We start from the raw sequence: 14,610 nt of genomic DNA, 5'->3' as shown, positions 1-14,610 counted from the left end.
GTGAAGGTCGCTCCGGCCGCTCCGCAGCCTCGCTCAGATGAAGAGCAGCTGGGCCCCCTCCGTGAGCTCGATGAAGTCCGATGCGGAGATGATGCCCTCGACGTCGTCTCGCAGGTCCGCCTCGGTCAGGTGCTGCATGTCTGCCGACATCCGGCAGGCCCACAGGTGGCCACCCGAGGCGACGATCTGGTCGAGGAACTCCGGCACCTCGGGGACGTCGAGGTCGGCGATCGCCTTCTTCATCTGCGAGGCGGCCAGGTGCGTCATCCCGGGGATGCCTCCGAGGCCCTGCGGCGAGTGCGTGGCGGTGTTGCCGAGCATCGTGAACTTCAGGTCGGCCGAGGTCTTCCGGTTGATCATGTCAAAGCCCCAGAAGGTGAAGAAGAGGTGGGTCTCGACCCCCTCACCCAACGCGGCGTTGGCGAGGATGAGTCCGGGGTAGGCCATGTCGAGGTTGCCCTTGCTGCAGATGATCGCGAGCTTGCGGCCCTGCGACTCCGGCGCGTCGAACGACGGCACCAACGGTGCGGTCTACCCCCGCGGGTATTCGCGACGCTGTGAGCGAGCAGACAACCTGCCTGTGACGTGCGAGACAAACCGCTGTCACACAAAGGAATCGGCCGTGAGACGACTCAGCCGGTCCGGAGCCAGCGAGCAAACAGCCGTGTCACGAACGGCAGGAGCACGTACGTCATCCACGGCGTGGCCACGAGCGTGGTCACGAGCACCCGCACCACCGGCGACCAGTCCCCGCTGAAGGGCATGAGCAGGAAGGTCAGGGCGAGGCTCGTCGGGAAGAAGGCGAGCCAGATGACGCTCGCCTGCTTCCACCGCGGCGGGGCGGTCGGACCCGGCGCACCGGGTTCCTCGACCGAGCGCGACGCCGGCTCGTCGAACCAGCCCTCGATGCCGGTGCGGTACTCCGTCCGGCGGTGCTCGACGAGGTCGGCGGCGGAGCGCAGCCACCGGATGCGCTCCGGCGAGCGCTCCCAGGCATCGAGGTGCGTGCGTGAGGCGAACCGGTAGAGCATGTGCCAGTCCTCGGCGCCCGAGCGCACCCAGCCCGCCCCGAGGAAGCCCTCGAAGCGCTCGGCCATCGACGTGCCGGCGTGCACCCACGCCTGCATGAGCAGCTCGTCCTGGGGGGCCACCCGTCGGGTGATGGCGACGGTCAGTGGCCCGTGGGTCACCGAGACGTCCTCGGGGGTGGTGACCATGGGCTCTCCTCTGGCTGAAGGTGTTCGCGGGCGCGGCTGTCAACCGGCCCGGACGCGACGATGCCGGCCGCCCCGACTGGGGCGACCGGCATACGTCGTCGTGCTGCGCGGTCTGCGCTGCGCCAAGGCGCGGTGGCGTGAGGTCAGTGGCTCACTGGCCGACGCGGAAGCGCGCGAAGGACTTCGCCGAGGCGCCGCCCTCCTCGAGCACCTTGGCGACCGTCTTCTTCGGCTCCTTGGCGAACGGCTGCTCGAGCAGGACGTTCTCCTTGAAGAAGCCGTTGACGCGACCCTCGATGATCTTCGGCAGGGCGGCCTCGGGCTTGCCCTCCTCCTTGGCGGTGGCCTCGGCGACGCGACGCTCGTTCTCGACCGTCTCGGCCGGGACGTCGTCACGCGTGAGGACGGTCGGGCTGAACGCCGCGATGTGCATCGCGACGTCGCGGCCCACGGCCTCGTCGCCACCCTCGAGCGCAACGAGGACACCGATCTGCGCGGGCAGGTCGGGGCTCGTCTTGTGGAGGTAGGAGACGACCTTGTCGCCCTCGAGGCGCGCCACGCGGCGGACCTCGATCTTCTCGCCGATGGTCGCGTTGGCCTCGTCGAGCAGCTCCTGGACGGTCTTGCCGTCGTCGAGCGTGCTCTTGAGGAGCGAGTCGGCGTCCGTGGCGCCGGCCGAGACGGCCTGCGCGAGGACCTGGTCGGCCAGGGCGATGAACTTCTCGCCCTTGGCCACGAAGTCGGTCTCGCAGTTGACCTCGACCAGGGTGCCGACGCCGTCGGTGGCCGACGCGGCCACGAGGCCGTTGGAGGCCGAGCGGCCCTCACGCTTCGTGACGCCCTTGAGGCCCTTGACGCGCAGGATCTCGACAGCCTTGGCGCGGTCGCCGTCGGCCTCGTCGAGCGCCTTCTTGACGTCCATCATGCCGGCGCCGGTCTGCTCGCGCAGCGCCTTGATGTCAGCGGCGGTGTAGTTCGCCATGCTCTGTATCGCTCTTTTCGTCAGATGTGGATGACTCGAAGTGGCTGGGAGAGAAGGACTCAGGCCTTCTCGGCAGCAACCTCGGCAGGGGCGTCGACGGCGATCTCGGCGGCGACCTCGGGGGCCGGCGTCTCGACCGGGGTCTCGACCCGGGCCTCGGCTGCGGCCTCGGCGGCGTCGATCTCGGCGGCACCGGCCGGAGCCTCCGTCGCGGCAGCGGCGTCGGCGTAGAGCTCGCGCTCCCACTCGGCCAGGGGCTCCTCGGCCTGCGCGTCGCCACCGGACTTGCCGGAGGAGCGCTGCACGAGACCGTCGGCGACGGCGTCGGCGATGACCCGCGTCAGCAGCGTGACGGAGCGGATCGCGTCGTCGTTGCCGGGGATCTTGTAGTCGACCTCGTCGGGGTCGCAGTTCGTGTCGAGGATCGCGATGACCGGCAGGCCGAGCTTGCGGGCCTCGTCGACCGCGAGGTGCTCCTTCTTCGTGTCGACGATCCAGACGGCCGAGGGGACCTTGGCCATCGTGCGGATGCCGCCGAGGGTCTTCTCGAGCTTGATCATCTCGCGCTTGAGGATGAGCAGCTCCTTCTTCGTGTAGCCCGAGCCGGCCACGTCGTCGAAGTTCAGCTCCTCGAGCTCCTTGAGGCGCGTGAGCCGCTTGGAGATCGTCTGGAAGTTGGTGAGCATGCCACCGAGCCAGCGGTGGTTGACGTACGGCATGCCGACGCGCGTCGCCTGCTCGGCGATGGGCTCCTGGGCCTGCTTCTTCGTGCCGACGAAGAGGATGCTGCCGCCGTGCGCGACGGTCTCCTTGACGAACTCGTAGGCGTTGTTGATGTACGTCAGCGACTGCTGCAGGTCGATGATGTAGATGCCGTTGCGCTCGGTCATGATGAAGCGCTTCATCTTGGGGTTCCAGCGACGGGTCTGGTGCCCGAAGTGGACGCCGCTCTCGAGGAGCTGGCGCATGGTGACGACGGCCATGCCGTGTTCTCCCTTGTGTCGTGTTGTCAGTTTGTGCGTGGACCGGGCCGCGGTCGGTCACGTGCGTGCACGTGCCCGCCGTACGGCATACGGCCTCACTCCTGGCGCCTGACGCACCCCGCCCCGCCGAAGGCGGGGACTGCCGTGGTGCGACCCGGTCCGGTGGACCGGCAGAAGACGCGCGAATTACGGACGCGCGTGACGAGCACACGTGACCGCCGACCATCGTACGTCCTGACCCGGGTGGTGGAGAAATCGGAGCGACAGGACACAATGGCCCGCATGGTGGACTGGCTGGTGATGATCCCGGCCTTCGTCGTCCTCTCGGCCGTGCTGCTGCTTCCGGGCTGGCTCATCGTGCGCGCCCTGGGCGCCCGCGGGCTCGAGGCGCTGGCCGTCTCACCTGCCGTGTCGACCGCCCTCATCGCCGCCTTCGCCACCGTGGCCCAGCGCGCCGGGGTCCGCTGGGGGCTGCTGCCCCTGGCGGTGGTCACCCTCGCGTCCGTGGGCGTCGCGATGCTCGGCATGCGCCTGTTCGGCCGGCACGACCCCGACCTCGGCACGGCACGACGCTTCCTCGGTCGGCCCCGACCCGATGCCGTGGTCGCCATCGCGATCGGCGTCGGGCTCGCCCTCGCGACGATCCTGCCGGCGATCGGCCGGCCCGACGAGCTCGTCGACAGCCCGGACGCCGTCTACCACCTCGACCGCATCCGCACCTTCCTCGAGACCGGCAACTTCTCGATCGTCAACCCGACCTTCTACCCCAACGGTTTCCACGCCTGGATCGCCACGAGCCTGCTGCCCGGTGTCGCCGACGTGCTGCCCGGCACCAACGTCGCCACCGTGGTGCTCGCCGCCGTCGTCTGGCCCGTCGGCTGCGTCGCCATCGTGCGCCACGCTCTCGGGACCTCCCGTCTCGTCACGTATGCCGCCGGGTTCGCCTCCGCAGCGTTCATCGCCTTTCCGACGACCCTCCTCGGGTGGGGCGTGCTCTGGCCCAACCTGATGGCGACCGCGCTGACCCCGGGCGCCCTGGCGCTCATGCTGCAGGCCGCCCGGTCGAAGCGCATCGGTCAGTGGCTCGGCTTCGCCGCCGCCCTTCCCGGCCTGGCGCTCATCCAGCCGAACGCCCTCGTGGCCCTCGTGCTCTTCGCCCTGGTCTGGTTCGTCGCCGCGCGCCTGCGGGCCGGGCTGCTGCACCACCTGTCGTGGCCGGTCGTGGCCCGCGACCTCGCCGTCGTGGCCGTCGTCGGCGTCGGCGGCCTCCTCGCGGCGCCGGTCGTCTCCGCGCGCCTCGCCTCCACCCAGTCGTACGAGTGGAACGGCCGGGTCTCCATCTGGACCGCTGTCGTCGAGGTCGTGGGCGGCCGGCTGCAGATCGCGAGCGCGCTCTGGGGCCTCGTCGTCCTGCTCGCCCTCGGCATCGGCTGGATCGTCCTTCGGGCCCGCGCCGCGATCCCCGTGGTCGCCATGTGGGTCGCGTGCGTCGCGCTCTACGTCATGGCTGCCTCGTCGACGGCCTCGTGGACGGCCCTCATCACCGGCTACTGGTACAACGACAAGGTCCGCCTGGCCGCCCTGGCCGCGGTGCCGGGAGTCGTGCTCGTCGCGGCGGCCGCGCCTGCCCTGCGCGACCTGCTGCGCCGCACACCGCGGGTGGGGGCGAGGTTCGAGGCCCGGCCCGTCGCCGCAGCAGTCGCGGCGCTGCTGGTCCTGCCGGCCCTCACCCTGGGACTCAACGCGACCACCCGCCACCGCATGCTCACCAGCTTCTTCCAGCCGGGGACGCCCGAGCGTGTCATCCTCGGCTTCGAGGGGCAGGATTCGCTGCGGCGGCTGAACGCCCTGATCCCGGCCGGACAAGGCGTCGTCGGCCGACCCGAGAACGGCTCGCCCCTCATGTGGGCCCTCTTCGGCACCAACACGCTGTACCGCTCGATCCCCATCCCGACGACGGGCGACGAGATCATCATCGGCACCGGCTTCGACAACCTAGCCAACCGCCCCGACGTGTGCGAGGCGCTGGCCCGCCACGACATCCGCTGGGCGATCGACTCGAGCCACGTCTACTGGCTCGACCGTCCAGAACGCAGCTCGGGCCTGAAGAACCTCGCCGCCAACGACGGCGTCGAGGCGGTCAAGACCGATGGCGACTACACCCTCTACCGCATCACGGCCTGCGGTCTGGGCGACCGCCCGGCTGCGTGAGCGCTCGGTTCCGAGCACACCCCACGGCATACGTGAGCCGGCGGTTTTCACCCAATTGCGGACAAGGCGTAACACTTCGCCGTCCCGAGCGATGGTGGGGGTGCAGACCCCACCGAGACCCCTGACCGGGTGGGTGCTGCCGGTTCGCGGCACGGCCCCCTCCACAGCACCCGCGAACCCACGAGTGCCCCTGCCCCTTCGGGCGGGGGCTCTCGTGTCCCCGCGGCGTCGGGCCGCCCTGCCCCGCCGTGGATACGCTCGGGCCATGGCAACGCCGCTCATCGCACGCATGCAGCCCTTCGGCACGACGATCTTCGCCGAGATGTCGGCGCTCGCGACGCAGACGGGCAGCATCAACCTCGGGCAGGGTTTCCCCGACACCGACGGACCGGCCGAGATGCTCGAGGCGGCGAAGGCAGCCATCGACGGCGGGCGCAACCAGTACCCACCAGGGCCCGGCGTGCCCGAGCTGCTCGACGCGGTGGCGGCGCACCAGCAGCGCTTCTACGGCATCTCGCTCGACCCGCGCTCGCAGGTGCTCGTGACCGCCGGCGCGACCGAGGCGATCGCCGCGGCGGTGCTGGCGCTGTGCGAGCCGGGCGACGAGGTCGTCACCTTCGAGCCGTACTACGACTCGTATGCCGCCACCATCGCCCTCGCTGGAGCGACCCGACGCACGTCCGTGCTCCGCTTCCCCGACTTCTCCGTCGACGAGGCGTCGCTGCGGACTGCCTTCTCGTCGCGCACCCGGCTCGTCCTCCTCAACACCCCACACAACCCGACCGGAAAGGTGTTCACCCGCGCGGAGCTCGAGCTGGTCGCGTCGCTGGCGCGCGAGCACGACGCGTGGGTCGTCACCGACGAGGTCTACGAGCACCTGGTCTTCGACGGCGCCGAGCACGTGCCGATGGGCACCCTGCCCGGGATGTTCGACCGCACCATCACCATCTCGTCGGGCGGCAAGACCTTCTCCGCGACGGGTTGGAAGGTCGGCTGGCTGTCGGGACCCGCGGAGGCGGTGGCCGCGGCACGCACGGTCAAGCAGTTCCTCACCTACGTCGCGTCCGGGCCCTTCCAACCGGCGGTTGCTCTGGCCCTCGGACTCGGCGACCCGGTGTATGCCGGGTTGCGCGACTCGCTCCAGGCGAAGCGCGACCTGCTGTGCTCGGCGCTCGAGGCGTCCGGTCTGAAGGTGTCTCGACCGTCCGGCACCTACTTCGTCATCGCGGACGCCGCGCCGCTCGGGGCGGTCGACGGGCTGGAGTTCGCCCGGCGCCTGCCCGAGATCGCCGGCGTGGTGGGCGTTCCGGTCTCGGTCTTCCATGACGATCAGGACGCCGCACGCACCCTGGTGCGGTTCGCGTTCTGCAAGAAGGACGACGTGCTGCTCGAGGCGAGTCGCCGTCTGGCCGCTGCCGGGAGGTCCTGACCAGCCTCCCGTCCCCGGAGCGCTGTCCACACCTGCCTGCCGGCAGAGCGGCCCGTCCACAGGCGTGGATGGCGTCGACCGATGAGCCGCGAATGCGCCCCAGCATGGGTTCATGTCGATCGGATCAGCACTGCTGGCAGCAGTGGTCGCCGCGGCGACGGTGACGGGCTCAACAGCGGCGCCGACATTGTCCGCGGCTCCCGCGCTGGCCCCCGCGTCATCTGCCCCACCTGCAGGTGCGGCGAACCTGTCACAGCCGACGGCACGGTGGGCCTGGCCCCTCGACCCGCAGCCGGCCGTCGAGCGCCGGTTCGACCCACCCGACCAGCCGTGGCTGCCCGGCCACCGTGGGGTCGACCTGGCCGCCGGCACGGGGCAGGCCGTTCACTCACCGACCGCCGGCACGGTCACGTATGCGGGGAGGCTCGCAGGCCGCGGCGTGGTCGTGGTCGCTCACGCCGGTGGTCTGCGGAGCACGTTCGAACCGGTGGACGGCTCCGTGCCCGTCGGCACATCGGTCGCTCGCGGCGACGTCGTCGGGGCCGTCACCTCCACCGCTGGTCACTGCGCGCCGGCCGTCTGCCTCCACTGGGGCGTGCTGCGCGGCGAGACGTACCTCGACCCTCTCGGCTTCATCGGCCGGGCGCGAATCGTCCTGCTGCCGCTCTGAGGCAGGTCGGCGCCTGCACGACCACACCGTCGGCTCAGGCGCGAGGGTGCGCCTGCTCGTAGCTTCGGCGCAACCGGTCGACCGACACGTGCGTGTAGATCTGCGTCGTGGCGAGGCTTGCGTGGCCGAGGATCTCCTGGACCATCCGCAGGTCGGCCCCGCCCTCGAGCAGGTGGGTGGCGGCGCTGTGCCTCAGGCCGTGCGGCCCGAGGTCGGGCGCGTCGGGCAGGTGTGAGAGCACCTCGTGGACGGCTGAGCGCACCTGGCGGGCGTCGACCCGGCGTCCCCGGCGACCGAGGAAGAGGGCCGGTCCGGAGTGCTCCCCCACCAGTCTGGAGCGGACCGCGAGCCAGGCCTCGATCGCACGACCGGCCGGGGCGCCAAACGGCACGATGCGTTCCTTGGCGCCCTTGCCCATCACGCGCACGACTCCCTGGGACAGGTCGAGGTCGTCGATGTCGAGGCCTGCGAGCTCGCCCACTCGAATGCCGCTGGCGTAGAGGAGCTCGAGGACGGCACGGTCGCGGACGTGGATCGGGTCGTCGTCGTCGGCGCGGGTCGCGGCGACGTCGAGGAGCTCGGTGGCCTCCGCCTGCCGCAGCACTCCGGGAAGGGTGGCGTGGCGCTTCGGGGCGACGAGGCGCAGTGAGGGGTCGGCGGGGATGCGTCCGGTGTGCTCCGCCCACCTGAGGAAGGTGCGCGCCGAAGCGGCGCGCCGGGCGATGGTGGCCCGGGCAGCCCCGGCATCGGCCTGGATCCCGAGCCAGGAACGCAGGTCGCCGATGCGGAGGTCGCCGATCTCGTCGATGCCCCTCCCGGCCGCGAACGTCAGCAGGTGGCGCACGTCGCCGAGGTAGGCGCGGCGCGTGTGCACGGAGCGGCCACGCTCTGCGCCGAGGTGGCGTGAGTAGGCGTGCAACAGCTCGGCGTGGCGCTCGAGCACGTCGGGCCCGGCGCCGGCCTCCCCGTTCGCCACATCGGTCACTCCCGCACCATGACAAAACCCAGCCCCCAAAGCAAGCCTCGAAGAAGCGCCCGAGCGAAAGAACGCTCCGTTCGCCATCACGCAGACGGAGCGTTCTCTCGCTCAGCAAGAGACGCAATCGAATGACACTCCGTTGCCCACCACCCGTGACGGAGCGTTCTCTCGATCCGGAAGGGTGTCAGCCGGCTTTGGGCTTGCGCTGGGGACGCTTACGCCAGGTGCCGCCGGACTGTGTCACCAGTCCGAGGTGTTCGAGCCGGCCCAGTGCTGCCCGGACGGTGAGCGATGCGTGGGCTGCCGACCTGACGATGTCGTCGAGCGGGACGGCCGAACGGTAGGGGACGGCTTCGAGCACCGCCGCGTCGACCGGTGACAGATCGTCGTCGGGGCGGACCGGCCCCCGTGCCTGCTCGGCGGCGTCGCTGCCGAGGTCGCCGACCAGGTCGATCACCTCGTCGACCGAGGTGACGAGGACCGCCCGCCCGTTGCGCAGCTCCTCATGACACCCCGCCGACATCATCGACGTGACCGGCCCGGGCACAGCTCCGACAGGACGACAGGCCGTGACCGCGTGCGTGACCGTGTTGCGCGACCCGGACCTGAGGTCTGCCTCGACGACGATGGTGCCGCGGGTGAGACCGGCGATGAGCCGGTTGCGGGCCAGGAACCTCGACTTCATGGGTGCCGAGCCGGGCGCCACCTCGGCGATGACGAGCCCGTCAGCGGCGATGCGGGAGATCAGTGCCGCGTGGCCTGAGGGGTAGGGCCGTTCGACGCCGCCCGCGAGCACCGCGATGGTCGCGCCGTCGACGGCGAGGGCCCCGCGGTGCGCGGCCCCGTCGATGCCGAAGGCCGCGCCGCTGACGACCGTCCACCCTCGACGCGCGAGCCCGCTGGCGAACTCGGTGGCGACCTGTTCGCCGTAGGTCGTCGCAGTGCGCGACCCCACCACCGCGACCGATCGCTCGACCGTCTCGGCCAGGTCGAGGCGGCCTCGCACCCAGAGGCACCAGGGCGGCACCAGGATCGTGTCGAGCCGCTCGGGCCACTCGGGGTCGCCCGGCACCACCAGGCGCGCCCCCACCTTTGCCGCGATGTCGAGGTCGCGCTCGATGTCGAGCACCGCCACCCTCGAGCGGAACCGCGCGAAGGTGCCTGCGCCTGCGCGGACCCGCTCGAACGCCTCGACGGCGCCGACCTCGGTCACCAKGGCATGGACCTCGCCGTCGGCGGGCTCGACGACCCGTGACAACGCGGCTCGCGCGTGACGGTCAGGCTCCATGACGCGTCTCCTTCGCCGAGGCTGCCTTCATGCCGCGACACCCGCTCGGTGACGCAGGGACAGTGCGACGTCGACCTCGTCGCGTCCGGGACGCTGGAGGCCCATGAGGTCGGCAACGGTCCAGGCGCAGCGGAGGGTGCGGTCGTAGCCCCGCAGGCTGAGCGCCCCGACCTCGAGCAGGTGGTCGAGGGTGTGCGTGGCCGCCCCGGGCAGCCTCCACGGGCGGGCCCGGAGCTCGGACCCGGGCACGTCGGAGTTGACCCCGCGGCTACGTTCGAGCACGTCGCGCCAGCGCTCACCCTGTGCGGCACGGGCCGACGCCACGCGCGCCGCAACGACCGCGGTCGGCTCGCCGGGGGTCCCGCCGGCCATCGTCAGGCCGGGCGGCTGGACGTGCACCTGCAGGTCGACCCGGTCGAGAAGAGGACCGCTGAGCTTGCCGAAGTAGGTTCGGCGCATCAGCGGGGTGCACGTGCAGTCGAGGCCCTTGCCCCAGGCCTTGCCGCACGGGCACGGGTTGGCGGCCAGGACGAGCTGGAACCGGGCCGGGAACGTGACCGACTCCTGCGCCCGAGCGATCGACACGAGACCGCGCTCGAGCGGCGTGCGAAGGGACTGGAGGACGCCCTTGTCGAACTCGGGTGTCTCGTCGAGGAACAGCACCCCGCGATGGGCCTGGGTGATCGCGCCCGGTCGGATGCGGCCGCTGCCGCCCCCGATCACGGCCGCCTGGGAGGCGCCGTGGTGAGGTGCGACGAACGGCGGGTGGGTGATGAGCCGGGCGTCGTGGCCGGCGCCGAGCGCGCCGAGGACGGAGTGGATCGCGGTGACCTCCATCGACTCGCCCTCGTCGAGCGCCGGCAGGAGGCCCGGCAGCCGCTCGGCCAGCATCGTCTTGCCGGCCCCCGGAGGACCGGCGAGGAGCAGGTGGTGTGCACCGGCGGCGGCGATCTCCAGGGCCAGCTTGGCCTCGGCCTGGCCGACGACCTCGCTGAGGTCACGCACCTGCTCGGGCTCGGGCGCCGCGACGAGCGGGACCGGGACCTCGTGCACCGGGCGGCCCTTGCCGAGGTTGCCGTAGCGCCGCACCAGCTCGGTGACCTCGGCCACCGGGTGCACCCGGACGCCGGTCACCAGCCGTGCCTCCCCCGCGTTGGCCACGGGAACGACCACGTGTCGTACACCTGCCAGCGCCGCCGCGTGGACGAGGGGCAACACGCCGGGAACGGGACGCACCGTGCCGTCGAGCCCGACCTCCCCGATGTGGACGACGTCGTGCGCCACCCGGGCCGGCAGCAGGTCCATCGCCGCCGCGACCGCGACGAAGATGCCGAGGTCGAAGCCGGTGCCGACCTTGCGCTCCCCCGCCGGCGACAGGTTGACGGTGACCCTGCGCTGGCTCACGGCCATCTTGTCGATGAGCGCCGCGGCGGCCTTGATGCGGTCGGAGGACTGCTTGACGGCGGAGTCGCCGAGGCCGCTGATCGCGAAGCCGGGAAGCCCGGTCGTGACGTGCGCCTCGACGTCGACGACGAAGCCGGCCACCCCGCGCAGCCCGACCGACAGGGTGCGTCCGAGCCCGGCGCCCATCAGCACACCCCACGCAGGTGCTCGAGCCTGGCAGGCCCGGCCGGAGGTCGCATGATCGAGATGACGTCGATGCGGAGGTCGAGCCCGCGCACCGTGTCGGCGTGGTCGTCACGCCACAGCCCGGCGAGCCGACGCAGCCGCCGCTGCTTGCGCCACGTCACCGCCTCGAACGGCGCGCCGAACGCCTCGCTCGTGCGCGTCTTCACCTCGCACACGACGAGGTCGCTGCCCTCGCGGGCGACGACGTCGATCTCGCCACGGACGCACCGCCAGTTGCGGTCGAGGATGGTCAGCCCGTGGGCGAGCAGGTAGCGGCAGGCAAGGCGTTCGCCGTAGTCGCCGAGAGCGCGGGTGGAGAGGTCCATGCGGACCACCCTGTCGGCGGCAGGTCGAGCGGGACAGGCGTCAGTGCGAGGCTGTGGACGACATACGTGGTCGGCGAGGGGGTGTGGACAGCGCGCGCCCGACGGCCGAGCGACTCAGCTGAAGTCGCCGTTCTCGGGCAGCTTGATGTCGGGCTTGGGCAGCTCCTCGACGTTGACGTCCTTGAACGTCACGACGCGCACGTTCTTGACGAAGCGCGCCGGCCGGTAGATGTCCCACACCCAGGCGTCGGCCATCGTGACGTCGAAGAAGACCTCGCCGCCGTCGCTGCGCACCTTCACGTCGACGGAGTTGGCGAGGTAGAACCGACGCTCGGTCTCGACGACATGGGTGAAGAGGCCGACGACGTCGCGGTACTCCTTGTAGAGCTGGAGCTCCATCTCGGTCTCGTACTTCTCGAGATCTTCCGAACTCACCTGATTGCCGTCCCTGTCTGCTCTGCCGTCATGGCCACCGGAGCGAACGTCTCCGTGACCTCATTCAACACCTCGACGTGCGTCTCGGCGTAGACGCCGGGCAGGCGCCACGAGCGCCGGTGCAGCTCGCACGGGCCGAGCCGCGCGAGCGCGTCCATGTGCTCGGGCGCGGAGTAGCCCTTGTTGAGCCCCCACCCGTATGCCGTGTGCTGCTCCCCCAGCGCCACCATGAGGGTGTCGCGCTCCACCTTGGCGAGCACGCTCGCGGCGGCGACCGACGAGCACTTCATGTCGGCCTTGACCATCGTCGTCACGGGAGGCGTGGCCGGGCCGGCCTCGTCGGCGAAGGCGAGCAGGCCCACCTCGGTGGGGGCCGTCAGCCAGTCGTGGTTGCCGTCGAGGATGACGAGGTCGGGCACGACCCCGAGCCCGTCGAGCGCCCGCAGGCCGGCCAGCCGCAGGGCCGCCATGATGCCGATCTCGTCGATCTCGTCGTTGCTCGCGTGCCCGACGGAGTGGGCCACCGCCCACCGCTGGATGCGGGGCACGAGACCATGCCGCGCCTTCTCCGTGAGCAGCTTGGAGTCCTTGACCCCGACCGGCGCCGACCGGACCGTCTCGTCGATGACGACGACCCCGACGCTGACGGGCCCGGCGAGCGCGCCGCGGCCCACCTCGTCCATGCCGGCGAGCAATCGGTGGCCTGAGCGCTGCAGGGCGCGCTCCACCCTGAGGGACGGCTTCTTCGAGGGAGCTGGAGGTGCCATGGTGGTGCCCGCGGTCGTCAGCCGGCCGCGACCTTCGTGGCCGACACGGTCGGCTTGCCGCCGGGCTTCGGGTTGATCGTCGCCTTGGTCGTGGGCTTGTTGAGAGGCCCCTTGGCAGGCTTGGCCGCCGGGACCTGGGCGAAGGTGCGCTCGGGCACCCCGAGCCAGGTGACGTGGTCGATCGGCCACACGACGAACAGTGCGCGCCCGACGACCTTGTCCATCGGCACCGAGCCAGCGGCACCGGTGCCGTCGTCGTGCCACCGGCTGTCGGAGGAGTCGGAGCGGTGGTCGCCCATGACCCAGATGCGACCTGCCGGCACGGTGATGTCGAACTTCTTGCCCTCGCTGGGGAAGTCGCCAGGCTTGATGTACGGCTCGGTGACCTCGGCGCCGTTGACCTTGAGCTTGCCGGTGTCGCCGTCGGCCTGCACGTGGTCGCCCGGGAGACCGATGACGCGCTTGATGAGGTGGTTCTCGGCGTCCTCGGGCAGCAGGCCGACGAAGACGAGGGCGTCGTGGAAGGGGCCGCCGACGTCGCTGCGCTGCTCGCCGAGGCTGCCGAGCCACGGGGTCGGCGTGCCGGGGTCCTCGAACACGACGACGTCGCCCCGCTTGAGGTCGAAGGGGCCTGGCGTCAGCTTGCTGACGATCACCCGGTCGTCCTTGACGAGGGTGTTCTCCATCGACCCGGAGGGGATGTAGAACGCCTGGAACAGCCAGGTCTTGACGACGAACGAGAGCGCCATCGCGAGGACGACGACGATGAGCAGCTCCTTGAGGCCGGCCAGGACCGACCCCACGAAGCCGCGCGGCTCGTCGTCGAGGTCATCGTCGAGGTCATCGTCGAGGTCGTCGACCTCGTCCCTCTCGTCGATGCCGTCGACAGGTCGCCCGCGCGTGGGGTCCTCGGGGCGTCCGGTGTACTGCGACATCACTCACCATTTCGTGGGACGGAGGCAATTTGTCCTTGGTCGACCGAACCGAGCCGACCGAGCGGCCAGTATCGCACCCAAACCTTGCCGATGATGTCGCTCCCGGGCACCATGCCGCCACCCGGCTCGCCGAGGTGCGCGCGGGAGTCCGCAGAGGCTCCACGGTTGTCGCCCATCATCCAGAAACGGTCAGGCGGGACGGTCACGTCGAAGGGGATGGCGCTCGGTCGAGCACCGGCCGCGAGGTAGGGCTCGGCGACGGCGACACCGTTGATCTCGAGTCGACCGTCGGTGGCGCAGCAGCGCACGTGGTCGCCCGGCAGGCCGATGATCCGCTTGACGTAGTCGGCGGGCTGGCCCTTGCCGGCCAGGCTCTCCACCGCCTCGACGAGCCTCTGGAACACGCCCCGCTGCGGGACGTCGAGGTTGAACGCCTCGGAGGCGTCGAAGACGACGATGTCGCCACGCTGAAGCTGGTCGGGAGGTGTCGTGCGGGACACCAGGAGGCGGTCGCCGACGACCAGGGTGTCCTGCATCGACTCGCTGGGGATGCCGAACGGCGTCACGAAGAACGCCCGGACGACGACGACCGCGAGGAGCAGGACCGCAGGGCCGAGCATCCAGCGGTGCCGGCGGGCAGCGGCATACGCCCTCGCCCCGCCGTTGCGCGACGAAGGCGCGGTGGCCCCCGTGTCGGGGAGCGTCCCGGAACTCGTGTCAGGGACGGCCCGCTCGGGGTCCACCGCGCCTCGCGTGGTC

Annotated in this window: 15 protein-coding genes; 3 read left to right on the top strand and 12 right to left on the bottom strand. The window is 71.1% G+C overall.

The window, feature by feature from the left end; translation table 11 throughout:
• Positions 1-33: 33 nt before the first annotated feature.
• The 4 genes from AC1DE0_RS04170 to rpsB form a co-directional block, all read right to left on the bottom strand.
• Positions 34-519 (bottom strand): DsrE/DsrF/DrsH-like family protein, encoded by a 486-nt coding sequence (locus AC1DE0_RS04170; RefSeq protein ID WP_478097399.1) that lies wholly within the window; start codon positions 517-519, stop codon positions 34-36.
• A gap of 113 nt (positions 520-632) precedes the next feature.
• On the bottom strand, positions 633-1,217 hold the full coding sequence (locus tag AC1DE0_RS04165; protein WP_478097397.1) for an antibiotic biosynthesis monooxygenase: 585 nt from the start codon (positions 1,215-1,217) through the stop codon (positions 633-635).
• Between the two features lie 151 nt (positions 1,218-1,368).
• Complete coding sequence (gene tsf / locus AC1DE0_RS04160) at positions 1,369-2,199, bottom strand: translation elongation factor Ts (protein WP_442291635.1); 831 nt, start codon at positions 2,197-2,199, stop codon at positions 1,369-1,371.
• Between the two features lie 59 nt (positions 2,200-2,258).
• Entirely contained in the window at positions 2,259-3,182 is a 924-nt protein-coding gene (gene rpsB / locus AC1DE0_RS04155) for a 30S ribosomal protein S2 (RefSeq protein WP_478097391.1), read from the bottom strand.
• 282 nt (positions 3,183-3,464) lie between these two features.
• Between rpsB and AC1DE0_RS04150 the strand changes: the two genes are divergently transcribed.
• The 3 genes from AC1DE0_RS04150 (at position 3,465) to AC1DE0_RS04140 (ending at position 7,492) form a co-directional block, all read left to right on the top strand.
• Complete coding sequence (locus AC1DE0_RS04150) at positions 3,465-5,393, top strand: DUF6541 family protein (RefSeq protein WP_478097389.1); 1,929 nt, start codon at positions 3,465-3,467, stop codon at positions 5,391-5,393.
• A 265-nt stretch (positions 5,394-5,658) separates the two neighbouring features.
• Positions 5,659-6,822, top strand: coding sequence for a pyridoxal phosphate-dependent aminotransferase (locus AC1DE0_RS04145; protein WP_478097387.1), 1,164 nt, complete (start codon positions 5,659-5,661; stop codon positions 6,820-6,822).
• A gap of 112 nt (positions 6,823-6,934) precedes the next feature.
• A complete protein-coding gene (locus AC1DE0_RS04140; RefSeq protein WP_478097384.1) occupies positions 6,935-7,492 on the top strand; it encodes a murein hydrolase activator EnvC family protein in 558 nt (185 codons plus the stop codon).
• A 34-nt stretch (positions 7,493-7,526) separates the two neighbouring features.
• On the opposite strand, the gene AC1DE0_RS04135 is transcribed toward AC1DE0_RS04140, so the two are convergent.
• The 8 genes from AC1DE0_RS04135 to lepB (AC1DE0_RS04100) form a co-directional block, all read right to left on the bottom strand.
• Positions 7,527-8,468, bottom strand: coding sequence for a tyrosine recombinase XerC (locus AC1DE0_RS04135; protein ID WP_478097762.1), 942 nt, complete (start codon positions 8,466-8,468; stop codon positions 7,527-7,529).
• A gap of 187 nt (positions 8,469-8,655) precedes the next feature.
• A complete protein-coding gene (dprA, locus tag AC1DE0_RS04130; protein WP_478097383.1) occupies positions 8,656-9,759 on the bottom strand; it encodes a DNA-processing protein DprA in 1,104 nt (367 codons plus the stop codon).
• 27 nt (positions 9,760-9,786) lie between these two features.
• Positions 9,787-11,349: a YifB family Mg chelatase-like AAA ATPase gene (locus AC1DE0_RS04125; protein ID WP_478097382.1), complete on the bottom strand. Its 1,563-nt coding sequence runs from the start codon at positions 11,347-11,349 to the stop codon at positions 9,787-9,789.
• Positions 11,349-11,714: a YraN family protein gene (locus AC1DE0_RS04120; protein WP_478097381.1), complete on the bottom strand. Its 366-nt coding sequence runs from the start codon at positions 11,712-11,714 to the stop codon at positions 11,349-11,351. Before AC1DE0_RS04120 ends, AC1DE0_RS04125 begins: the two co-directional genes overlap by 1 nt.
• Positions 11,715-11,828: 114 nt before the next feature.
• Entirely contained in the window at positions 11,829-12,149 is a 321-nt protein-coding gene (locus AC1DE0_RS04115) for a DUF2469 domain-containing protein (RefSeq protein WP_028785386.1), read from the bottom strand.
• On the bottom strand, positions 12,146-12,916 hold the full coding sequence (locus AC1DE0_RS04110) for a ribonuclease HII (protein WP_478097379.1): 771 nt from the start codon (positions 12,914-12,916) through the stop codon (positions 12,146-12,148). The genes AC1DE0_RS04115 and AC1DE0_RS04110 overlap by 4 nt, the downstream gene beginning before the upstream one ends.
• A 17-nt stretch (positions 12,917-12,933) precedes the next feature.
• Positions 12,934-13,851 (bottom strand): signal peptidase I, encoded by a 918-nt coding sequence (lepB, locus tag AC1DE0_RS04105; RefSeq protein ID WP_478097377.1) that lies wholly within the window; start codon positions 13,849-13,851, stop codon positions 12,934-12,936.
• Positions 13,851-14,594: a signal peptidase I gene (lepB, locus tag AC1DE0_RS04100; protein WP_478097374.1), complete on the bottom strand. Its 744-nt coding sequence runs from the start codon at positions 14,592-14,594 to the stop codon at positions 13,851-13,853. Before lepB (AC1DE0_RS04100) ends, lepB (AC1DE0_RS04105) begins: the two co-directional genes overlap by 1 nt.
• Positions 14,595-14,610 lie beyond the last annotated feature (16 nt).

The organism is Terrabacter sp. 05T424 (assembly GCF_056396225.1).
This window is presented reverse-complemented; position numbering and strand designations above follow the sequence as displayed.

Excerpts from the sequence above, each read along its gene's own strand:
- lepB (WP_478097377.1), bottom strand. The coding sequence starts at position 13,851 with ATGTCGCAGTACACCGGACGCCCCGAGGACCCCACGCGCGGGCGACCT.
- AC1DE0_RS04125 (WP_478097382.1), bottom strand. The coding sequence starts at position 11,349 with ATGGGCGCCGGGCTCGGACGCACCCTGTCGGTCGGGCTGCGCGGGGTG.
- AC1DE0_RS04110 (WP_478097379.1), bottom strand. The coding sequence starts at position 12,916 with ATGGCACCTCCAGCTCCCTCGAAGAAGCCGTCCCTCAGGGTGGAGCGC.
- AC1DE0_RS04145 (WP_478097387.1), top strand. The coding sequence starts at position 5,659 with ATGGCAACGCCGCTCATCGCACGCATGCAGCCCTTCGGCACGACGATC.
- tsf (WP_442291635.1), bottom strand. The coding sequence starts at position 2,199 with ATGGCGAACTACACCGCCGCTGACATCAAGGCGCTGCGCGAGCAGACC.
- AC1DE0_RS04120 (WP_478097381.1), bottom strand. The coding sequence starts at position 11,714 with ATGGACCTCTCCACCCGCGCTCTCGGCGACTACGGCGAACGCCTTGCC.
- AC1DE0_RS04150 (WP_478097389.1), top strand. The coding sequence starts at position 3,465 with ATGGTGGACTGGCTGGTGATGATCCCGGCCTTCGTCGTCCTCTCGGCC.
- rpsB (WP_478097391.1), bottom strand. The coding sequence starts at position 3,182 with ATGGCCGTCGTCACCATGCGCCAGCTCCTCGAGAGCGGCGTCCACTTC.
- AC1DE0_RS04165 (WP_478097397.1), bottom strand. The coding sequence starts at position 1,217 with ATGGTCACCACCCCCGAGGACGTCTCGGTGACCCACGGGCCACTGACC.
- AC1DE0_RS04140 (WP_478097384.1), top strand. The coding sequence starts at position 6,935 with ATGTCGATCGGATCAGCACTGCTGGCAGCAGTGGTCGCCGCGGCGACG.